This is a genomic window from Calothrix sp. NIES-2098, from assembly GCF_963875125.1.
Taxonomy (GTDB): domain Bacteria; phylum Cyanobacteriota; class Cyanobacteriia; order Cyanobacteriales; family Nostocaceae; genus Aulosira.
Map to the genome: position 1 here is coordinate 1501537 of NZ_CAWNKJ010000001.1, position 23413 is coordinate 1524949.

At 41.5% G+C, this 23413-nt stretch carries 18 protein-coding genes; 8 read left to right on the forward strand and 10 right to left on the reverse strand.

Annotated elements, in window-relative coordinates; all coding sequences use genetic code 11:
* Window positions 1-127: 127 nt before the first annotated feature.
* Window positions 128-3127 (reverse strand): zinc-dependent metalloprotease, encoded by a 3000-nt coding sequence (locus tag AACU33_RS06260; protein ID WP_096587573.1) that lies wholly within the window; start codon window positions 3125-3127, stop codon window positions 128-130.
* Between the two features lie 504 nt (window positions 3128-3631).
* On the opposite strand from AACU33_RS06260, the gene AACU33_RS06265 reads away from it, so the two are divergent.
* From AACU33_RS06265 to AACU33_RS06295, 7 genes are all read left to right on the forward strand, one after another.
* Window positions 3632-5386, forward strand: coding sequence for a pentapeptide repeat-containing protein (locus AACU33_RS06265; RefSeq protein ID WP_096587574.1), 1755 nt, complete (start codon window positions 3632-3634; stop codon window positions 5384-5386).
* 168 nt (window positions 5387-5554) lie between these two features.
* Window positions 5555-5821: a hypothetical protein gene (locus tag AACU33_RS06270; protein ID WP_096587576.1), complete on the forward strand. Its 267-nt coding sequence runs from the start codon at window positions 5555-5557 to the stop codon at window positions 5819-5821.
* A gap of 854 nt (window positions 5822-6675) precedes the next feature.
* Entirely contained in the window at window positions 6676-6981 is a 306-nt protein-coding gene (locus AACU33_RS06275) for a hypothetical protein (protein WP_096587577.1), read from the forward strand.
* Between the two features lie 158 nt (window positions 6982-7139).
* The gene (locus AACU33_RS06280) at window positions 7140-7418 is read left to right on the forward strand and encodes a hypothetical protein (protein WP_096587579.1); all 279 of its coding nucleotides are present in this window, start codon (window positions 7140-7142) and stop codon (window positions 7416-7418) included.
* Window positions 7419-7544: 126 nt separating this feature from the next.
* On the forward strand, window positions 7545-7823 hold the full coding sequence (locus tag AACU33_RS06285; protein ID WP_096587580.1) for a hypothetical protein: 279 nt from the start codon (window positions 7545-7547) through the stop codon (window positions 7821-7823).
* Between the two features lie 282 nt (window positions 7824-8105).
* Window positions 8106-9284, forward strand: a complete 1179-nt coding sequence (locus AACU33_RS06290; RefSeq protein WP_096587582.1) for an aminoglycoside phosphotransferase family protein — start codon at window positions 8106-8108, stop codon at window positions 9282-9284.
* Between the two features lie 22 nt (window positions 9285-9306).
* Window positions 9307-10425 (forward strand): T3SS effector HopA1 family protein, encoded by a 1119-nt coding sequence (locus tag AACU33_RS06295; protein ID WP_096587583.1) that lies wholly within the window; start codon window positions 9307-9309, stop codon window positions 10423-10425.
* A 240-nt stretch (window positions 10426-10665) separates the two neighbouring features.
* Here AACU33_RS06295 and AACU33_RS06300 read toward each other — a convergent pair whose 3' ends face one another.
* The 9 genes from AACU33_RS06300 to AACU33_RS06340 all read right to left on the reverse strand — a co-directional run bounded on the left by AACU33_RS06300 (window position 10666) and on the right by AACU33_RS06340 (window position 22298).
* Window positions 10666-11505, reverse strand: coding sequence for an aldo/keto reductase (locus AACU33_RS06300; protein WP_096587585.1), 840 nt, complete (start codon window positions 11503-11505; stop codon window positions 10666-10668).
* A 30-nt stretch (window positions 11506-11535) separates the two neighbouring features.
* A complete protein-coding gene (locus AACU33_RS06305; RefSeq protein ID WP_096587587.1) occupies window positions 11536-12099 on the reverse strand; it encodes a type 1 glutamine amidotransferase domain-containing protein in 564 nt (187 codons plus the stop codon).
* A gap of 54 nt (window positions 12100-12153) precedes the next feature.
* Complete coding sequence (locus AACU33_RS06310; RefSeq protein WP_096587588.1) at window positions 12154-13332, reverse strand: zinc-dependent alcohol dehydrogenase; 1179 nt, start codon at window positions 13330-13332, stop codon at window positions 12154-12156.
* A 5-nt stretch (window positions 13333-13337) separates the two neighbouring features.
* Window positions 13338-13841: an SRPBCC family protein gene (locus AACU33_RS06315; protein WP_096587590.1), complete on the reverse strand. Its 504-nt coding sequence runs from the start codon at window positions 13839-13841 to the stop codon at window positions 13338-13340.
* A 662-nt stretch (window positions 13842-14503) separates the two neighbouring features.
* Entirely contained in the window at window positions 14504-15271 is a 768-nt protein-coding gene (locus AACU33_RS06320) for a peptidylprolyl isomerase (RefSeq protein WP_096587592.1), read from the reverse strand.
* Between the two features lie 70 nt (window positions 15272-15341).
* Entirely contained in the window at window positions 15342-16886 is a 1545-nt protein-coding gene (locus AACU33_RS06325; RefSeq protein ID WP_096587594.1) for an HlyD family efflux transporter periplasmic adaptor subunit, read from the reverse strand.
* A gap of 257 nt (window positions 16887-17143) precedes the next feature.
* Entirely contained in the window at window positions 17144-20263 is a 3120-nt protein-coding gene (locus AACU33_RS06330; RefSeq protein ID WP_096587597.1) for a peptidase domain-containing ABC transporter, read from the reverse strand.
* A gap of 8 nt (window positions 20264-20271) precedes the next feature.
* Window positions 20272-20883, reverse strand: coding sequence for a helix-turn-helix domain-containing protein (locus AACU33_RS06335; RefSeq protein WP_096587599.1), 612 nt, complete (start codon window positions 20881-20883; stop codon window positions 20272-20274).
* Between the two features lie 821 nt (window positions 20884-21704).
* Window positions 21705-22298 (reverse strand): MarC family protein, encoded by a 594-nt coding sequence (locus AACU33_RS06340; RefSeq protein ID WP_096595158.1) that lies wholly within the window; start codon window positions 22296-22298, stop codon window positions 21705-21707.
* A 213-nt stretch (window positions 22299-22511) separates the two neighbouring features.
* On the opposite strand from AACU33_RS06340, the gene AACU33_RS06345 reads away from it, so the two are divergent.
* Entirely contained in the window at window positions 22512-23327 is an 816-nt protein-coding gene (locus AACU33_RS06345) for a carbon-nitrogen hydrolase family protein (RefSeq protein WP_096595159.1), read from the forward strand.
* Window positions 23328-23413: the final 86 nt, after the last annotated feature.

The following is a 23413-nucleotide window of genomic DNA, read 5'->3' on the forward strand; positions in this document are numbered from 1 at the left end:
TATTGGGACTAATTAGTTTGGCACCCCAGCACAGGTTAATGCTTAGGAAGGTATGGGAGACAAGGAGAAAAAGAAATTTTGGATTTTAAATCCAAAATCCAAAATTGTTTCCAATACCCAATACCTATTAATTACTTCTTAACGGCGCATTCAAGATTTTCTCAATGCGATCGCGTGTTTCGAGAATGTGCGCTTTGGTATATTCATCGTCGGAATTTGCTCCTGCGAGTTTTTCGTTTAATTGCCGGATTTTATACCAGGCTAATGTGCGTGCATCTTCTGGTACGTATTCTTTGCGTAAGACAATATCGCTTAAGATATTGACGTATTCCCGTTGCAAGCCACGCCGCAGGCTGGAAATCTTCAGTGGTTTGCCTTGAGGTTTCAGCACTTCTGTCCAAATGCCTGATTGTAAGGTATCAAATAGCTCAGGCAGACTCAGTGATTTTCCTTGCGGACTCTTGAGTTCGATATCCTTGAGGCGGGAAAGGCGATCGCCTGAAAGTAAATCCACCAAGACAGCACTTTGCAGAGTCAAAACTAAGTCATGAATTGGGTAATCTAAGCGCCCAACTAAAGGATAGCTGCCCCAATGATACCAACGGGAAGGTGCTAATTTATTCAACAAATCTGGCGAGAAGTTAAAGGCATCTTCTGCAAATACATACTTTTGCAAAGTTTCTAATGCTTGCCGTTGTTGTTCTACTGGTACTGGTTCAAATGGTAATCTTCGCGGGCGAATACCAGGCTTGCTAGATGGGGTTTCTGTGGCATGAATGCGATAGAAAGATTGCCCGCCAATATATTTTGTCGTGTAAAAAATATTTTGGAAATAATTACCCAATACCGAGCCAAAGCGATCGCTTAAATCGCTATAACTTTCCCCAGCCACGGGATAACGTCTAGTCAGACGATCCCACATTAGGCGAGAATTATCTAGCTGCCATTGAGAATAACGCAGGACATTACCGCTATTGTCCCAAGCATTGGATGTGGGATCGAGGTCATACCTATCCTCATCTGTAGAGTAACTCAACTCTGGTTTGTCAGATTGGCTAGCGATTTCATCCAAAATTGGCTTTTCGGCTATGGGAGTTGTGGCCTGAGTTGGCATATAGCCATACTGAATTGCCCAATCATCATAAGGCCCGACCATATTCGGAAAATAATCGCCCTGCTTCGTACCTTGGGGTGCAATATTCGGGGGAATATAATCCATCACCGAAGCAGTTAGACCTCTGTTGGTAGTAATTTGCTTATCGTTCAGTTCCTCTGGTGGTAATAAGTTACTACCACGGAAGTTGTGCCGTAAACCCAAGGTATGACCAACTTCATGGGCGATAATTAAACGTAAGTATTGATTGATATACTCTTTTAATTGGTCTTGGGTGGATGCGTTGTCTTGGAGAAGCGTCATCGCCATTGCACCCAAAGCAAACTGATTAGCAGCTTCCATGCCATAGCATAAATCCGATTCACCAGCGAGTCGGGCTAGACGGCTTAACATCGGCTTTTGCTTGTCTTGATTGTCTTGGGATTTCCCGCCTAACTTATTGACGCAAAGCTGATTATTTTGCATCAACTCTGTTAAGGAAGTGCGGTTGGATACTTGGTTGGGTTGTACTATTTGTCGATACTCATTCTTCAGTACACGTACAAAGCTGCCATCGACGATAATATCTGCATCCAAAATTTCCCCAGTCAAGGGGTTAACGCGGGATGGCCCCCTAGCAAAAAATCCATCGATAGTATTAATCCAACGAATTGTATTGTAGCGAATATCCGCCGGGTCCCATGTGGCATTATCGGGCATTTGACGCGCTTCGATTGCATCTTTGAATCCTGCCTTTAAAAAGGCTTTATTCCACATTAATATCCCTTCTTTAATCGCATCGCGGTACTCGTAAGGCACAGCGTTATCAATCCAAAAGACAATCGGTTTTTTGGGTCGGGATATGGCAGCATTTGGGTCTTCTTTTTCCAAATTCCAGCGATTGATATAGCGCACAAATGGGTCGCCACGATCGTCTTTAGATAAGTCTTGATAGGCAGTGATAAAATAACCGACGCGATCGTCTGCCAAACGCGGTAAGTATTTATTGTTTGGCAATTGGGAGAGGCTGTAATGAACGCGCAGAGTAAAGCCTCGGCTGTCAGGTAAGGACTCGAAGTTTAGCTCCTCTTTATCGCGACCGCTACCCCCACCACCAGAAAAATTTAAAATCGACTCAACTTCTATGTTCTCTGGAAAGACTTTAGCATTACCAAAATAAGACTGGTCTGTACTACCAGGGATGCCCAAACTTAAAGATAAGCCAGCTAAATCTGTGAGTAACAAATCGCCTAAATCAATCAGCAGAGTTTTGCGTTCCGGATGAATGCTTTTAATGGGAATAGTGTAGAGTACAGAGTCGCTAAAAGAGCGCACAAGCGATCGCGCCTGGGGGTCTCCTTCACGGGTACGAAAATTGACATTACGGATAGAAAATTGTAGGTTATTATCCACCCGTTTGAAATAAAACAAAAAGTCTTGCAAAGGCATCCCACTATAAATGCCTTGTTCGCCAATCCCAGATTCTAAGGTTGATGTCGCTAGATAATTTTTATTCAGCTGATCTGGTTGAATTTCTAGATAAATCTTGTTCTTCTCTTTCTGGCGATAAAGAGTGAACAATCCTTGCTGCTTGTCGGTGTCTTTGACAACATCGTCAAACGGTTCTAAATCATCCTTTTTAGATGGTTTACTCGTCGAATTCGGTTTTCCACTCGGTTTATCTGGGGTTTTATCTGCAAGTAAAAATGGTTGTTTTCCCGCTTGCTTGGGATCTTGAACTATCCACTTAAATCTTTGCTGTTGTGCTTTTTGGCTTTGATTAATTACCCAAACTTGCTTTGAACTTTGTCCTTGAGCATCAGTGAGTTTTCCCGAATCAGTGTCTAGCTTTTTTACGGGTTCTAGGGTTAGTTGGCGACTCTCAGAAAGCTGTTGTACTGATGCTTTCAGTACTTTTTGTTGGGTGCTTAACTCAGTATTTATTCCATTCCTAGGCGGGGACTTAGCACTGGCGGTTGTTACTCCTAAAAACAAACTATGCAACAAAATTACATAAAAAGTTAATTTATTCATCAAATCATCCCCCGACAACAATCATTAGTTAATTTTTTATTATTTACAAAGTCAAGTAGCTCTGTTGTTATCTAACTGAGCTAACCTAAAAATTCTCTTAGCTGGCTGATAAGCAGCAGCAAACTTTTCGGTTAAGTTATCATTACTATTTTTTCAATCTAATTGCACGCTTTTGCTGTAGGATTTTTGCTAACAATTGTATCTGTAGCAAACAGTACGTATTATTTTTACATCTAGCTAGTAAAATTGCTGGGAAGAAAGTATAACAATTCGGACGAAATCAATGAAATTACTAGAAAATGAACCACTTCTCAAGCCACCAATTTAGATTTATACGGAGAAAAATTATCAGGCTGTCATAGTTTAGCACTAGCACGAAAGTTAGCAACGTTTTACTAGTTATATATTATACAGACGTATTTTTGCAGAAAAAGCACCTATTCCATAGAAAATTGCAGTTCATCTCTAATAAATCAGTAATGAAAAAGTAATACAAAATACAAAATGTCATACTTGTCGCAAATTTGGAAGCGTTTAAGCAATTACGCGAGAGGTACAAAGTTACCAGAAACGCCACAGACAACATACCAGGAAGTTGAAGCAGTTTTGCATGAGGACAAAACTCCACAAGATTTAGATAAAAACCATAGATGGTCTCAAGAGAATTTACAAGACTCTTTATTACCCCAACGGTTGCAAAAAAGGTTAGAAGAATGGGGAAAACCAGGAAATGGTTTGCCAGATCTCACAGGTGTAACGCCGAATACAGAGCATTTACCTTTAAGGTATCGCCAATTTTATGAAGAAATATACGATTTACTAGGTTATGGAGCGTTGACACCAGACATAGTTCAACAAGTAATGAACTTGCTGATAGCTGGGAAGAAATTTCATCCCCTGCTGCTGTTCCAACGTCTGGAAGAATTTTATCGCCGCTGGTGTCAGAGTGAATTTCTCGATGCTGCACCTAGTGAGAACTTGCCTCAGAAAAAAATGTTAAGTATGCTAGCACAAAATATAGCGATCGGACTGAGACAAGTAGATATATATACAGGACTTAACGTATTAATTTTACTTTTGGAGTTACACCGCTACGCGCAAGGGCGAGCTGAACTTCAGCAGCTAATTACCTTTTATCCATCGAGCCAACCGGATACAGACAGTTTTTTCACATCCCAACTACTGCGGATAATTAATTATAGCGATGCCATTGAAATTGGAAATTTTAGTAGCATCGTTGGAGAATTCTTGAAAGGTGGCAACTTTCGGGGTGCTTATTTAGGTAACGCCAACTTAGCGGGTGTCAACTTTAGCGGTGCCAACCTCAGTGGCGCTTATTTAGGAGATGCTAACCTCATAGGAGCCAACTTTAGTAACGCTAACTTAGGTGGCGCAAACTTTGGAGATGCCAATCTCAGCGGTGCTAACTTCAACAACGCCAACCTCAGCCGTGCCGACTTCAGCAGTGCTAATCTCAGCGGTGCTAACCTGAACCGCGCCGACCTCAGCCGCGCTAACCTCAGCAGTGCCGACCTCAGCAGCACCAACCTCAAAAATGCCAATCTCACCAGTGCCGACCTCAACAGCAGCAATCTCAAAGATGCCAAGCTCAACGGTGCTGACCTCAGTCATGCGATCCTGTTCGGTGCCAACCTCAGCGAAGCCAAACTTAGCGGTATTAACCTCAGCCATGCCGACCTCTGCCGTGCAGACCTCAGCGGTGCTGACCTGAGCCGTGCTATTCTTAACGGCACCAACCTCAGCGACACAATTCTTTTCAGTACTAACCTCAGCGACGCTATTCTGGTTGCGGCAGACCTCAGCTATGCCAAACTCAACGGTGCCAAGCTTAATTACGCCAAACTCAACGGCGCTATGTTCTTAGGCGCAGACCTCAGTGGTGTAGACCTGAGTGGTGTGGTGCTCAACGATGCCGACCTCAGCGGCGTGCTGCTAAGTGAAGCCGACCTCAGTGGAGCCGACCTCAGCGATACTATGCTTTTCGGCACTGATCTCAGCTATGCCAATCTCAACTACGCCAACCTCAGCGGTAGTAACCTGAGTGGTGCTTTACTCAACGGTGCAGATCTTAGCCACACAAATCTCAGCTACGCTATTTTGAGCAATGCAGATGTGAGCGAAGCCAACCTAGAACAAATGACCTGGGGTGAAACTCAGCAATGGGAAACTGTTCGGGGATTAGAGAAAGCAGTAAATGTGCCAGAAAAATTAAAGCAGCAGTTGGGATTGAGTTCCTAAAAGTGGAGATGCTAATAAGTTTTGCGGACAAAATCTTACCAGTATTGTCTAGAAAAATTGAATTGAAAACTTGAATTTGGAAGTGCGATCGCAAACGATGAAAGAAGGCCTTGGCAATTTACAGCTTCAGCCTATGCATAGCGCTAACTTAATGGAGGACTTTAGCAAATGGCTAATATCAGTATTCCCGACTTACATCTGAGCGATAACCAGAATCAATTGGATGAGCTAACCCCTAGCGAAATGAACAATTTAATGGGTGGTTCAATAACAATTAACTTGCCAGTGAATAACAGTAACAAAGAATTCATGGATTTGTTTAAAGCTTTGAGCGATCCCAACGGCAAGCCAATAAACATTACCATTGGTACCAATTCTTCCTTATCGAATCCGTTGCCATCTAATCCTTTTGATAGAGCAGCCAATCCTTTCTAAAATCAGAATCATAAATTCTTTTTGAAAGTGTAGGGTGGGCAATGCCAGCCCTTTCAACACGAACAAATGAACTACTCAATCAAAGGCTGAAACCCGCTCCCAGACTGGGGCAACAAATGATGCTTCTAAGCTATCGAACTTGATTATGCGATCGCACATCCAAAAACGGTCAATTTATTGCCTCTTGAATCGAGCATTTTTGTGCAGAATTGAGCGTGAGTTTGATTGTGTAAGGGTTGAGGGGGCGTGTATTGTTTGCAGAAAATCTAGTACAAATGAACGCGTTGAAAGGGCTGGGTGGGCAATGCCCACCTTACTATGTCGTATATTTGAAAAATAGAATATTAATATATATTTTTAAAATTTACATGGTTTTTTGACTTATGAAATTCGCTTAAATATTACGTATTTTTTTGATTAACTATAAATGCTGGTATTTATTTGTAGTGGACTGACACAGCTAATTTAGTGCTTTATGGCATAAAACAGAATTCCTAATCTATTTAACGCAATACGGTTCAGATTGCTATTTTAAACTAAGTTCAATTCATCTACGAACTGTAATATTAACATATTAATAAAATTATTGTTCTATACAAAGATAGGTTTTGAATTCTAAAATAGCATAAGTATTATACTTTTTATATATTAGCAAACTATAACTTTTGATAGAGATATATTTCAACTAAAAAATCAATTTAACGAAGAAGACATAAGTGTTATTTTTATGTCTATTCAGCCAAGTTTATTGACTTGATTTTTGAATTTTCCTGGCTAAGAATAGCAAGTGTAAGGTTAAGCAAATGAATCTTACACATACATAGAAATCCAATAATTTCCCAGGAGAACAAACAATGGCTAATATCAAAGTTTCTGAACTGAGTCCTGCTGGTTCTGAATTATTCCAAGATTCTGAAAGCTTTTTAAGCGACTTGAATGATATAGATACCACATCAGTTCATGGTGGTGAAGGTGCTAATTTAGTTCCATATTTGCAGTTCGGTGCCAAGCTACTTGAATACAGTGTAGTTGGACTTGGTATCACTACAATTGCATCTTTAGTAGGAACATTTAGCAGTACTGGTACTGGCATTGGTGGCGGCGGCAGTGGTTCTGGTGGTGGCAGTGGTTCTGGCAGTGGAAGTATTACCATCGGTTAAGTTTTTGTTGCTGATTATATAGTATTAACTCAACAAAAGCTGAATCTCGATTGGGATGAATAACTAGCAGGATGAAGTCATCAAAGGCTTGATCCTGCCTTGACAAACTAATAGTTTTACCCAAGAAAATCAGTAATTAATTTCTCAGGAGAACAACAATGGCTAATATCAAAGTTTCTGAACTACGTCCTGCTGGCTCTGAATTCTTCCAAGATTCTGAAAGCTTTTTGAATGACCTAAACGATATGGACACCACATCAGTTCATGGTGGTGAAGGTACTAATTTAGTTCCATATTTGCAGTTCGGTGCCAAGCTACTTGAATACAGTGTAGTTGGACTTGGTATCACTACAATTACATCTTTAGTAGGAACCTTTAGCAGTACTGGTACTGGTATTGGTAGCGGTTCTGGCAGTGGTGGCAGCACTGGTGTCTAACTTCTAGTTGCTGATTACATAGTATTAAATCAACAAAAGCTAAATCCCTATCGGGATAAGTAATTAGCAGGATGAAGCCTTTAAAGGCTTCATCCTACCAAAACCAATAATTTTTTAACCCCGACAATGACTAGGATCGTAATTTCTGATTTGCACCATAATAGCTCTAACTTAATAGTTAATGCTGAGAGCTTTATCGAAGATATAAATGAAACAGAATCCATGTTTATACATGGTGGTGATGGCTACGCATTTAGAGAGTTTCTTAACTTTGGTGTTAAGGTTTTGGAGTATGCATTAATTGGGTTTGCAATTTTTAGTATTGTCTCTCTAGTGCAATCTTTCCTTGCTCCTCGACAAAACCAAGCTAACTTATTTCCCTCTATAAATCCGCCTATAGGTTAAAGTTTGATTCTCAAAGACAACAACAGTGCCTGTTATCGGTTAGTTACTGATAATTACATCAGTATTTAACCGCATAACCGATAGCAGGTTTTATTATTTTACTACCAAAATAGAAAAAATTTTATATTGGTTAGTATATCAAATACTAACCAAAGTAAATTATTAATATAATATTGTTTTTTTATTTTTGCAATATATATCTTTAGTATTTTGCCTTATATGCAGATTTTGATGGGCACTTCTTACCCTGCTAATTACTAAAAATTCAAAAACCTTAAAGCTATGAGATTTATCTTAAGTCCTCAAAATGTTTTTGGCTACTTGATTGACAGAGAAATTTGTACTCTTGAACAGCAAGAGATGAGTAATATTGAAATTAAACCTGCTAAAAATTTCAACTTGTTGCTGACATTGCCAACAGAACAAAAGCTGTTAATCAAACAAGAACGACAAAAAAAACAAGAAAAAACTGCGGATGAATTTTATAGAGAGTGGCAAATTCAAAGTATCTTACGAAAAATGCCCGAATTTAGCCATTTAGTTTCCTCGTTGTCAGAGCCTATTTATTTTGATGCAGAAAATTCCATTATTGTTTTTAATTATCTGGATCGATATCGCGATTTGGCTGAGTTCTATACTAAAGAGAATATCTTCCCTCTAGAAATAGCAGCCACTATTGGAGCTACTTTAGGTTCTATTCACCAACTGACGATAAACAGTTCAAAATATCAAGAATTACTGCCTTCAGAGATATTCGTTCACGATGATTTGCAGCTAATTCTCAGTGTTGAACGCTTAACTCCAGAAGTTGCTAGCTCCCTTTCTGCGGATGCGCTTAAATTCTTTGCACTCTATCAGCGCTACGATAGCTTAAGAGAGGCGATCGCACAATTAATAAAATCTATAGAACCTTGTTGTCTTAGCCATAACGATCTGAAGCTTAATAATATCTTACTAGATAATAGTTGGCAAGAAACGATTTCCCAAAAATTACCATCCGCGAATAGTATTATTCGCCTAATTGATTGGGAAAAAGCAACTTGGGGAGACCCAGCCTACGATTTAGGAATCCTTATTTCCAGCTATCTCCAAGCATGGCTACTAAGTTTAATAACTAATAAAACCATTAGTTTAGAAGAATCATTAAACTTAGCTAAAACTCCTTTGGAATTAGTTCAGCCTTCTATTACTACATTGACGAGAGCTTATTTGCATAAATTTCCAGATATCTTAAAGCTACGTCCAAATTTTTTACAGCAAGTCGTGCAATTCGCTGGTCTTGGTTTGGTATTAACTATTCTGTCAATTATCCAACACCAAAAAACCTTTAGTAATCAGGGTATATGTATGCTTCAGGTAGCGAAGAGTTTGTTGTGTCGTCCGGAACAATCAATCCCGACAGTATTTGGTGTCACAGCTATGGAACTAACTCATCGTCCAGCTTTATATGCAGTTAAGTAATATTATTTATAGGCAGACAATTATGCAATTGTTAGATTTGCTTCCACAGCAATTGTTAAATTATTCCACAAAGCAATTATTAGCTACTCTACAGGATATTGCTAGCAAAGTGGAAATTCAATCGAACTTTTGTATTTCTCATCCAGATTACAAATTTTTAGAATTATCAGATGAGGTCATTAGCCGCTTTCAGCAATTACCATTACCTTTACAGTCCAAGGTTTTGCGATCGCAGTTAACTAGTTTTCTCTACCATATCTACTATAATGGTGCTTTCCGAAATATTCTCGCTGTGAATGCCAAAGAAATTGATACTATAATGCTCCAGAATTTAGAAAATAATACTTATTTGGGAATAGATGTTGATTTTTCCGATCGCTTGGAATCAGCTAATAGTGGTAAAGGCTACTTTGATGAAGGTTGGCAAGTACTGAAAGTAGAGAGTGACGGAACTTTAGCGGTAAAAAAAGGAGAGTTAACTTTACATATACAACGCGATCGCCATCTTCATTCTCAACAAGTTAATGCAACTATTGGCGATGTGGTAGCAATTAAAATGCCTCCTTATTTAACCCAAAATGGATTTTATCTAGCAGTTGGCAATTTAGGACAGTATAGTACTGTACATCAAGGACGCGATCGCCAACTAGTACGCGTCTACTTCAATTTAAGCCCTGAGGGTGCAGTTGCAGTTATGCATAGCCTCACACGACAACTGAACAAAATTCCGATTCCTTTTACTTTTAAGGCGCTATACAATCCTGTTAGCTACGATCGCTATGATACAGCAGTACTCTACATTGAAAAAGGCTACTATGCAAACCTTTGGCCAGTGCTAAAGTCTGTTTATGCAGAGCATCAGTATCATTTTGGCGAAGAAGTACCTCTATTTACAAAATTGTTAGCACCGGGACTTGGTTTAGCAGAGGAACCTAACAGCAAGTTTGCAGAGAAAGAAAGTTTTGGATTAAACCGTTGTCAAATTGTTACCAATGGATTGCTAGAAGCATGGGAACAAGGAAACGAGTCAGCAGAAAATCGGATGCTATTAATTCTCAAGCATTTTGCCCAACAGCAAATTGAATTAAAACGTCCTTACATCAATCCTGGCTCCGAAGATGTCTATACCACATTAGAGTAATCAAGATTGCTAATTGCAAAGATCCCCTCCAATATCATTGCAAGCAACAAGGGTGCAGTACGATCCACACCAGGCGCTTTTCAAAGTATAAATGTCCTCAAGACAACTTTGCGATCGCCTGTTTTCTTTATCCCTAAATAAATCCTTGGGTTCATACTGCTCCCGTAACAAAAATCTCTTCTCCATCAGCGCGGTGCCTTCAATTCATGGGCAGGCAGCCAGCAGGCGAGCCAATCAGGCTTACAGCGTGGGAAGCACGCGGGGACGAGATCCGGTCGGGAAAGCTGCGTCGATTCGATCGAGTTCGGTTTGGGTCAGATTGAGTTCCCCAGCTCCCGCGTTTTCAGCGGCGTGTTCGGGGTTGGATGCTTTGGGGATTGCAAAGAGCGAGGAACGCCGCACCAGAAATCGGAGCGCGACTTGGCGAGGGGTGGCGTTATGGGCGGCGGCGATTTCCTGTAGTACGCGACCTGCGGTTGTGCGCGAGCTGGGAAAATCCCCATGACCGAACGGGCTGTATGCGACTACGGCGACCCCATGCTTCTCACACCAGGGGATCACAGCATGTTCGATCGCTCTCTCTTTCAAATGGTAAAGGACTTGATTGCAGACGAGAGAACCCTCGCCAGCGATCTTCTGGACTGCTTCAAGGTCAGGCACATCGAAGTTGCTCACGCCCCAGCAGAGAATCTTCCCTTCATGCTGAAGCTGCTCGAAGGCAGCGATCGTCTCCTCCAGTGGGTGTTGACCGCGCCAGTGCAACAGATAACAGTCCAGCCGATCGGTATGAAGTCGAGCGAGGGATTTCTCGCAGGCTACGATCGTCCCTCTGCGAGAAGCATTTCCAGGAAGAACCTTGGAAACCAGGAAAACCCGATCGCGTCGTCCAGCGATCGCCTCGGCGACTACCTCCTCGGCGCTACCGTACATCTCGGCTGTGTCGATATGGGTCATGCCGAGATCGAGTCCTTGGCGCAAAGCAGCGATCGCAGAGGCGCGGTCACCGTTGTCGATGTACCAGGTTCCTTGACCGATCGCTGCCACCTCGCGCTGCGTGGAACCAAATCGATGCTGTTCCATACCTGTCCTCCTGATTAACGCTCCGAGTTCTCACACTATCTGCCGTACCTGCCCTGCATGGCTGAACAGCTCGATCATTTCCCGGTTGAAGGCTGGGATGTCGTCTGGCTTGCGGCTCGACACGAGGTTGTTATCAACTACAACTTCCCGATCTACCCACTGGGCACCTGCGTTCTGGAGATCGGTCTTGAGCGACGGCCACGAGGCGATCCGCCGTCCGCGCACCACATCTGCCTCGATCAGAGTCCAAGGTCCGTGGCAGATCGCCGCTACCGGCTTGTCAGTATCGAAGAAGGACTTTATAAACTCGATCGCCTTAGCTTGAGTCCGAAGTTGATCTGGATTGGCAACACCACCGGGAAGCAGGAGGGCATCATAGTCGGCTGGATTTACTCGATCGAGGGGGACATCTACCGGGAAAAAATCCCCTTTGTCAAAATGGTTCCAGCCCTGAACGCGATCGCTCTTCGGTGAAATGATGTGGGTTTGAGCACCTGCTGACTCAAGGGCTTGCTTGGGTTGAGTCATTTCAACTTGCTCAAAGCCATCTGTAACCAGAATGGCAACTTTCTTATTTGTAAGTTCTTCTGTCATCTCTACCTCCTAAAGTGTTGGCTAGACTTGGTTTTTTCGTGTTCTTGTGGGGTTTTAGGCAGCCTGACCTGGCTTGAGCACGATCTTGATACAGTTGTCCTTCTTGTGTTTAAAAATTTCGTAGCCGTGCGGTGCTTGTTCTAGCGGCAGACGATGGGTGATTACAAAAGATGGGTCAATATCGCCATTTTGGACGCGCTCGAGTAACGGGCGCAAGTACCTATGAACGTGCGTTTGTCCCGTTTTAAACGTCAAAGCTTTGTTCATGGCAGCACCCATCGGTATCTTGTCTACAAAGCCGCCGTAAACACCAGGAATTGACACAGTGCCACCTTTGCGGCAGGCAACAATCACTTGCCTTAGGGCAGTGGGTCGGTCGGTTTCCATACGCACGGCTTGCTTTACCTGGTCGTAAAACGCATCAGGACCCGTACCGTGGGCTTCCATTCCCACAGCATCCATGCAAGCATCGGGGCCGCGACCACCCGTCATTTCTTTCAATGCTTCACCCACCTCGACTTCCTCATAGTTAAGAACTTCTGCCTTACCGTCTTTCGCCATCTGTAGGCGTTCGGGAACTCGATCGATCGCAATGACGCGCTCGGCACCTAGCATATATGCACTTCTAATGGCAAACTGTCCGACTGGGCCGCAGCCCCAGATCGCTACAGTATCTCCTGGCTCGATATCGCAGTTTTCCGCTGCCATATAGCCAGTGGGGAAGATATCCGTCAGAAACAGGACTTGTTCGTCTGTTAGTCCATCAGGAATCTTGAATAAACCGACATCGGCAAAGGGAACGCGGGCATATTCAGCTTGACCTCCAGCATAGCCACCCATCATATGGGAGTAGCCGAAAAGACCAGATGGAGAATGACCCATCAGTTTTTCCGGTATCCAGGCGTTAGGGTTGGAGTTATCGCAAAGCGACCATAAATCCTTTTTGCAGAAGAAACACGAGCCGCAGGAAATGGTAAAGGGGACGACAACGCGATCGCCTATCTTCACATTCTTGACGGCACTACCTAGCTCGACGACCTCCCCCATAAATTCATGACCAAGGATGTCGCCCTTTTCCATCGTGGGGATGTAACCGTCATAAAGATGTAAATCAGAACCGCAAATCGCCGTTGACGTTATTTTAACAATCGCATCACGCGGATTGATGATTTTTGGATCGGGTACTGTATCAACTCGTACATCGTTAGCGCCGTGCCAGCAAAGTGCTTTCATAATCTTTAACCTCCCTTTGGTTGACCTTCTATTGTTGCAATCTCGCCTGTTTCCATCAGCATTTTGAAGCGGCGTAAATCATCTCCAATCTGCTGTTCTGGTTCTTCGCCGAAGAGTTTGGCAATGGTAGCTCCAATCGCACCACCAGGCGGGTTATATTTCGTGACGACCTTTACCTCTGTACCGCGATTGGCGGGTGCTGGCTGGAAGCGGACAGAACCAGAGTTATCAACATCTGCGCCTTCAACCGAAGCCCAAGCAATCAATTCGTTTTCCCGATCTTCAATGATGTCTGCATCCCATTCAACACTTCCACCTAACACCCCACTGGTCGTCCAGTGCGATCGCGTAGCGTGTCCGGAGGACTCTCGCTGATTATTGTTTACTTTTACGTCTTTGAGATGCTTCATGAAGCGCGGCAAGTTTCCAAAGTTATGCCAAAAGCGGTAGAGTTCCTCTGCTGGTTTGTTAATCGTTACCGTCTTTTCAACTTTAATTGGTTGGCTCATGTCTATTGTCTCCCGTGCTTGCTGTTTTGTTTATCGCAGTTTGGAGTTTGGACAAATTTGTTTGTCCAAACCCTAATACCAGGAGCGGAGAACAGTGTAGGATAAAAGCTTATTAGCGAGAGGTATGTAAAAGTCTCTTGAAAAAATTTACCCTTCGTATCAGCCTTCTAGACTACTAAAAAAAATTAACTACTACAAATGAATACCTGAACCTTAAAGCTTTCAACTAAACCTAACCTCTAACTAAAGAATGGGATTGGTGTTAAGTTAGTTGGTTATCGCTGATACCTTGGCGTAATGCTAGGGAAGCTATCACCTATTGCAATCTAGACATTCAAACATAACTAGACAAGTCTTTCACTCAAGGATTTTTAGATGCTTAACTGTGCCGAGAATGTCTTCTTTTAGGCAAAGTATACTGGGAGTAGGCTCCCCAGCATGAGGCTTTGACCTATGCTAATTTATCCCGCTTCACTTCCCTTTAAGGCAATTCACATACTCTATTTCCTGTCAATGCGTAAGTCCTACAGAAATAAAAGGTAGATGCTCCCTGATTTTAACTTTGGATTTTAAATCTTCACCCTGGTTTGTTGACTATATTTAAAACCAGACTAAATATGTAAATTTGGTATTTGCTTTGATTTTGTCTTAACGCATCTGAATTAAGCAAGTTTTGCTAGTTCCTGATTATCTAAATCAAGGTGTGCGACAACCTTGACTTCTTCCAGTTGTTGCTTGAGCCAAGCAGAAAATAAATCTCCTAATATCTTCAGACGCAACTGCTCGTTCAATTGAGGCTTGATAACTTCCTCAACAAAAATTAGATGCACTCCTGTTTGAGTAATAATTGGCTTGATTACCTGCGGCGGACGACTAGCAAAAACTGCGGCAGCAATTTCTGGTTTAAAATCCTTGCGATAGCGTATACCGTCATATCCACCAGTGCGGCGTAGCTCTATTTCTTGAATATACTTTTGAGCAATTTCTGAGAACGCGATCTCATTTTCTTGTAGGGCATAAAACAGTTCAAAAGCTAAGTCTTCATCATCTAAGATGACTTCATAAGTGACAGCACCAAAAAAATCAAGTTGATTTTCCACAAAGAATTTTTCAACTCGATCTGCAAATAAATAATTTGCTAACTTTGCAGACAGCAAGTTAATTTGGGCTATTTCTTCAAGATCATCTAAAGAAAGGTAATGTTTTTGCAGCCAAGCCCAAGTGTCATCAGCTTTTACGAGTTGGTTGGCTAACCGCAGGCTATCTGCTGCTTGTTGCAGTTCTTTTTGCTCAACTGTAATGCCTGCTTTCTTAACCGCTTCGGCAATAATTATTCTAGTTGCTATTCCCTCCAGAACAATAGGAATTTGACAGTTCAGTTTCAGATGGTGCAGAATTTCGACCGCAGATACATTCATGATTTTGGGCATAATTCAAATCCTCATTAAGATTAATTAGTTATTTAAACTTAGTAGAAAACTAAACATAAATAACTATTTATCAAAGCTCTAAACCTCCTTTATTTAACTTCTTAAATGGGTCTAAAATAAAGTCGATAACACGGCGTTGGCGAATAACTACTTCTGCCGTAGCAGTTTGACCAGGGGTTAAGGTAACGCGTTTGTTTGCTGCCTGGATATAAGGACGATTTAACATGATATCTAACTCATAAGTTTCAATCCTCCCAGCATTAGTTTCTTGGATTTTGGAGTCAGGAGAAATCCAACTTACCGTTCCTTCAACTACACCATAATCTTGGAAAGGATAAGCATCGAATTTCGCTTTAACTGGCATACCTACACGCAAAAATCCAGTTTGATTGCTTGGCATCTGGGCTTTGAGGATAAAAGCAGAATCTTTAGGCGCAACTTGAGCGACCATTTGACCTGGTTGAACAACAGTTCCAGGTTTTTGAATCGGTAATTGGAAAATTGTGCCATCAATAGGAGAGCGAATTACTCGTTGAGATAACTGGAATTTATAAGCTAGTATCTGACTTTTAGTTTGAGTAATTTCTGCTTTTAAAGAGCCGACTTGCGTTTGCAAATCTTTTAATTGTTCTTGATTTTTTAGCAGAGCTAATTTACCAGTATGCACCACGCTTTGATAGCTATTTAGCTGCTCTTGTAAACGCAGTTTTGCTTGTTTAATTTCTGATTGTATTTGAGTTATAACTGCTTGATAACGGCTTTGTTGTTCTTGTAAGCGCAAATTTGCCTGCTTGCGATCGGATTCAGCAACAACTTGCAATTTCTGGCTTTCATCGCTAAGTCTTTGCAACTCTACAACTTTGATTTGGGGTACTGCTCCCATCTTCCAAAGTTTACGAAAGCGTTCAACCTCTGCTAAATCTCTCTGCAAACGAGTTTGACTTAATGTGTAAGAAGTTTTAGTAGAATAAATGTTTTGTTTAGCTTGATCTACTTGAGCCTGGTTTTCTAATTTTTGGACGTTAAATGTACTCTGTTTAGAATCAGCATTTTGCTGTGCTTGTTGCACTTGAGACATTTTTTCTAATTCTTGAGCGCGGTTTTGTTGCTCCTGAACGTTAATCGACAACATCACTTGATTTTTGATTAAATCTAACTGTGAGAGTCGGTTTTGTTGTTCTTCTAACTTTGTCTGAGCCTGCTGTAAGTTTGATTTTAGATCGTTAGATTCTAGTTCTACTAATACCTGTCCTGCTGCTACGGTTTGACCTTCTTCTACCTTCACAGATGTGATATTTCCAGGTACGGCTGCATCTAATCTTTGTGCCGATCCTTTGGGTTCTATCCTACCTCTAGCGATTCCAGTTTCATCAACTTTTGATAGCATCGACCAAGGTAAAACAATACCTGCAAAGCCTAAAATTAAATACAGTAAAGAGCGCGTCCAAACTCTAGGTAAGGCATCTAATAGTTCTTCTGTACCGTAATACCAATCTGTAGCTTCATCTTCTAATTTAGGTTGATAATTACGCTCAGTTAAATCGCTAGCTGATTCTAGCTGTTGTTGTTGTGGTGTAGTCAGAAATGCTAATGCATTGTCAGAACGGTTTGGCATAATTTTTGACCTTTTATTCGATTTTTTTCTGCTTAAATGCTGGTGATAAAGACTCAAGTAGTATGTAGGGTGGGCATTGCCCAACGCCACTTGCTACCCTGCGGGAAGCCCTTACGGGTTCGCCAGTTCCTTTATGCCGGGAAACCCGTCCACCGGACTGGCTCACCGCCTCCGGCGTCTACAAGCCGGGGAACCCGTCCAACGCAGTGGCTCCCTTACATATATTTCAAAATAAATCGTATATTTTTGAGTAAAAATCAAACAGCTTGAGCTAATTGTTGTTGGTTGAGGTAGTAGTAATAACCTTTGGTTTTAATTAATTCCTCATGAGTACCGCTTTCCACTAATGCACCTTTATCTAAAACTAAAATCAAATCAGCATTGCGTATAGTGGAAAGGCGATGTGCAATTATCAGGGTTGTACGTCCTTGAGTAATTGTTTTGAGATTATTTTGAATGATGCGTTCTGATTCAGCATCAAGATGGCTCGTAGCTTCATCTAATAATAATAACGAGGGATTTCCTAATAAAGCACGAGCGATTGCTAACCGTTGTCGTTGTCCTCCAGATAGAAGTCCGCCACCTTCACCAATTGGAGTTTCATAGCCCATTGGTAATTGCTGAATAAATTCATCTGCTCCAGCTAAATGTGCTGCTTCGACAACTTCTTCTAGAGTCGCTTCAGGATGAGCAATACTAATATTTTCGCGAATTGTACCGCCGAATAAGAAGGTATCTTGATCCACAACCCCAATTTGAGAACGCAGCGACTTGAAAGCTACGTTAGATAAATCATAATTGTCAATTAAAACTTTGCCTTCGGTAGCGGGATAAAGACCTAAAATTAATTTAGAAAGTGTGGTTTTACCAGAACCGCTACGTCCGACGATAGCAATTGTTTGTTCTGGCTGCGCTGTAAAGCTGATATTTTCCAGAATGTTCATCTCACTTTCGGGATGATAGCGAAATGTGACATTTTCAAACCGAATGTAACCACGCAATCTGGGAAGAAACTGCTTTGGTGAAGCTTGTAAATCTTCTTCTGGTTCGGTTTCTAAGACATCATTAATTCGCTCGCTCGAAATCATCACTTCTTGTAATTGATTCCACAGCACAGCCAACCTTTGAAATGGACGAATCACATTACCCAACAACATATTAAAGGCAATTAACTGTCCAATCGTTAGTTGATTTTGAATTACTAACCAAGCCCCAAACCAGAGTAAGCTAGTGGTGGCGATAGTTTCAATAGTACCACTGGCAATTTGCAGTTGATTACTAATAATTTGCCCAGAGAATCCTTTTTTAATTGATTGATGTAAGCGTTCCTCCCATTTCCAACGCACTGTCTGCTCAATTGCCATCGATCTGATAGTCTTAATACCTGTGAGGGCTTCAATGAGGTAACTACTTTCAGCTGCGATCGCATTAAATATTTCTCTGGATATACGGCGTAAAAATGGCGTGGCGATAACGGTAATTAATACTATAGGTGGTAAAATTACCAATACCAACAATGCCATTTTCCAACTGTACCAAAACATCAATCCGATATAGATGAATACTGTTAATAAATCGAGAAATATTGACAGGGATTCACCAGTTAAAAAGCGTTGGATTTTATGATTTTCTTGGAGGCGAGAAATAATATCACCGACGTAACGCGACTCGAAAAACGATAAAGGTAATCGGAAAGTGTGTTTAATAAAACCCACAATCATCGATAAAGTAATTCGATTCGCCGTGTGATCTAATAAATACTGTCGCAATCCATTGACGGCGACTCGAAACAGCCCAAAAATTAATAAGCCTAAACCAATAGCATGTAAGGTGATAGTGCTACCTTGCACAATTACCCGATCCAAAAGTAACTGAGTTAATAGTGGTGTCACCAACCCAAATACTTGAATAAATATCGAAGCAATCACCACTTCTAGCAATACTAACCAGTGTGGTTTGACTAACTCAAAGAATTGCCAAAATGGTGTATTTGCTTCCTCGGTTTCTTTAAATTCCGATGTGGGTTGTAATAACAATGCATAACCAGTCCAGTTGGCGGTGAATTCCCTAGGAGTGAGAGTGCGTTGTCCGATCGCCGGATCGCCAACAATTACCCGTTTTTTGCTAATTTCATAGACGACGATGTAATGCTTGCCTTGCCAATGTGCGATCGCAGGCAAAGGTTGTTGTGCTAATTTATCGAAACTAGCCTTTACAGGTCGTGTAGAAAAGCCTATGGTCTCTGCGGCTGCTGCTAAACCCCGCAATGATGCGCCACTGCGACTCGTATTAGCGATATCTCGCAGCCGATTTAAACTAAAGTTTTTACCCCAATAGCGCCCAATCATTACCAAGCAAGACGCCGCACAGTCAGAAGCACTCTGCTGTTGAAAGAATGGATAGCGCTTGCTGATTCTTCCCCACCAATGGTTGATGGTGACGCTGGGGTTGGGAAAGTAAGCGCGGCGTTTAGCTGGTCTTGTTTGACGTTGAGGAGATCCTGTAGGGAATGTATAAGAATTGGAAGTCCGAGAACGAGAATGTAAGGGGACATCATCTCTATATCTCAGAACTTCTTCATTCTCAGAGAGTGTATCTTCTTCCTCCTCTTCCTCCGAGTCCTTAGTATCAGAAGTAACGAACTCTGTTAATTGTGGTAAGTGTTGCAATGCTGTTTGCCAGTCTAAATGGCTCAGACTGTAAAGTTCTGTAGGTTGAATTGCTTGCCAACCACCGCCGCGATTACTGCGGCTGGAAGGCTGATAAATTCTTCCTGGGGTTAAAGTACGACCATCTGAATGTAGTAATTCCCCACGACGTAACAGCCATAACTTGCTATCTTGAGTCAGTTGTGGTGGTAAGTAGCCTATTTCTAGATGATGTTGTTGAAACAGAGACAAAACTTTCAACGTCTCTTCCACAGGAGCAATGCGAGGCTCTGGGGAATTTTGAGAACATAACAACAATAAATCCCATGCTTCTGCTTGGTGATATAGATGCTGCTGAATCTCTGGATATCTGCTCATTAAGTTTTGCAAAATATCGCCTGGAAGATAACCAAGCTTTAAATTAGTAGAAGCCCTGGCATTATAAGGGCTAAATTCTTCTTGGGAAAAAAGAGTCAGATGCCCAAATGAATCGCCTGTAGAGAAAGTTGCGATTAAATTATGAGATGTGTCTAGTAGTCTAACTTTTCCTGTTAAAACTATGTAAATACCTGGTGTTGAACCTGCTGCTTGCCAGAATAATTTTGCAATTTGTGGTTCGTGGATTTTTATAGCTTTAACAGCGTCTAGTAGTTCTTGTTCTGAAATATTTACACCCAAGGTTTGGGTGAGTTGTTCAGCCAGTTTAGTTGGGGGAAATTCTGAAGGCATAAACTCACCTAAAAAGCAGAATTAGTGATTTCGCTCAGATTCAGCGTCCATTGCAAATTAGACTCACAGGGTAATTGCAGATCATCAATAATAATTCCCGAATCGTTGGTATTATCCGTTGCTGGTTGGTGTTTATTCTGCTTTTGTTTTGTAGACAAACCCATCTGTTTGAGCAAGCGATTAATGTGGCGATCGCTAATTTCAACTCCAAATTCCTGAGCTAAATGTTTGCTTAACCAATTAGCCGTCCAGCAATGAAATGGATAACCATGATCGCGCGGGCTATGCTTAACTAATTCCTTCAATCTTTCTAAATATTCCTCGTTAACGCTTCGCGGTCTTCCTATTGGTTGTTCGTGCCATTTATGAGCTAAACCAGATTTAGCCATACCAATCCAATACCTTGCCATATGCGGAGAGCAACCTAATATCTGGCAAATTTGGATTTGAGATTTACCTCTATCTGCCAGCAACATAATTTCAATCCGACGGCGATATTCTGGTTGCAAATCTATTTGCAGATTCTTGATTAAAACTTTGCGTTGAAAAGGAGTGAGAAACTTACTTTCAGCCTTTTCGTAATTATCAAATTCGTAGAGTTCGCTGAGATAACTAGACATAATTACTATCAGTTGCTTTAACTGAATAACCTGGGAATTGTATATACAGCAGAGTAAGTAAAACCCCGATCGAAGATTTCACATATACTTATATCTGCTAAAAATAGTAGATATCGATCTACCTTAAGAGTGATTAGATGTTTTCTAGTTGCCTAGAAGACCAGCCCTATGGTGCAATACGAATTTGTTTAAGCTGATGTCTATACTTAGAAGTACGAAATTTCTCATTAATGAGTAATTTATCAGTAAATACAATCCAAATGGAAAGTAGAGACATAACGATTACATTAGAGTTTAATTCAGCCTTAACCTTCTATCCAATGACAGAAAAAGGGAACACACTAGTTTGTTAGCAAAATCACAATGTTCTTGTGCTGAAGTTGAATTTATTATAATTTTGTATAAAAAGAATTTTAAATTAGACTTTGATCGCGCTAGCTAGAATAAATAGGGTAAAATTCCGGTATTACAGCGAAAAGTCAGGGATTTTTAACAAATTTTAGATACAGTCAGAATTCGGCATTTATTAGTTAAATTCGCCAAAGATTTTTAGGCTATAACAACTATTTAGTTGAGCCTGCTTGTATATTTATGATTAATTATGATGTAGTAATGCAAAGATGTAAGTAATTGTGGCGATCGCAGTTAGGGTAACATTATATTACACATTTAAAAAGTCGGGTATGAGTAAAAAAATTTGACGCTTACGATCGGCACAATACTTTAACTGTCACAAAAATTTAGGCGATCGCAAAGGCTAGAAGCCAAGACCTAAACAAATCATAGACGCATAGCGCTGAGGATGTCGCCAGAAAATTTTTCTACTTGAAGAATAACTCCCGAATTCCCGCACTACCGACTTCCACCGCTAGCGCCGCTAACAGAAAACCGAAAAGTTGAGTGACAATCACCCCACCTTCAGCACCAATCCATTTATCGATGTAGGTTCCCAGACGTAAAATCAACCAACTGATGAACATCGCCGCCACAATCCCCAACACTACACCGATATGAGGGCTAGGCGATCTTGAGGTTAACAACATCACCGTTGTTAAAGTACCCGGTCCGGCTAATAATGGCAAAGCCAAAGGCGTAATTGCAACATCATGTCCTTCCTCGGTAATGGGGGTATTAAGTTCTCCCCGCAACATTTGTAAAGAAATTAACAGCAGCAACAGTCCCCCAGCTACTCGCAAAGATGCCATGCTGATTTCCAAATAGGTCAAAATCAGTTGCCCAGTGAAAGCAAAAAGTAACAGAACTGCGATCGCCACAATAACCGCTTTATCTATAACTTTGTTTCTGTCCTCTGGTGTCATGCCTTTGGTTAAAATCAGCACTATCGGTATATTACCTATAGCATCCGCTAGGACAAATACAGCAATAAATGTTTGAACGAGAGCAGAGGTATCCACAGCAGATAGCATTTATCAACATTTGATAACAACCTACCTTGAAATGTGGTCAGTTTCCTATCACCTATAGGAAGATTAAGCTTAGATGATAAATATTACGAGCTGCTTAAAGAAAAGCAATGCTAACGTTGGTCTAATTGAGTTCCCCAGAGCTTTAAGTAACGATATATTTGAGAATCTACCTCACACAATTCATTGTTTGTTGTCGAATCTATGAAGCCTTATTTAGCAGCTGCTATCCAATTAACTAGCGTGCCGGATTTATACAAAAACTTGGCAAAGGCAGAAGAATTAATTGAACTTGCCGTGGGTCGAGGTGCTGAATTAGTTGGTTTGCCAGAAAACTTTTCTTTTATGGGAGAAGAAAAAGACAAACTCGCCCAAGCAGAGGCGATCGCTCGCGAAAGCGAAAGATTTCTCAAAAAAATGGCCCAGCGCTTTCAAGTTACCATCCTCGGCGGTAGTTTTCCTGTGCTTGTAGAAAACACAGGCAAATTTTATAACACAACTGTACTCATAGATCCCAGCGGTCAAGAAGTTTCTCGCTATTACAAAGTACATTTATTTGATGTTAATGTCCCTGATGGCAACACCTATCAAGAATCCAGCACAGTCATGGCTGGTACACAACTCCCGCCCGTGTATTTCTCAGAAAAATTAGGGAATTTAGGACTTTCTATTTGCTACGATGTTCGCTTTCCAGAATTGTACCGACATCTGGCAGACAAAGGAGCCGATGTAATTTTTGTGCCAGCAGCCTTTACTGCCTTTACAGGTAAAGACCATTGGCAAACATTACTACAAGCCAGAGCCATTGAAAACACCTGTTACGTCATTGCGCCCGCCCAAACCGGTACCCACTACGCTAGACGCCAAACCCACGGACACGCCATGATTATCGACCCTTGGGGCGTGATTTTAGCCGATGCTGGCGAACAACCAGGAATTGCGATCGCCGAAATCAAACCCTCTCGCTTAGAACAAGTCCGCCGTCAAATGCCCTCTTTGCAACACCGCATCTTCAGTTAACCAACAAGAGACGTTCCATGTAACGTCTCTGCAAAGTTTCAATTATTGGGCAAGGGAGTGTGGGGACAAGGAAGACAAGGGAGACA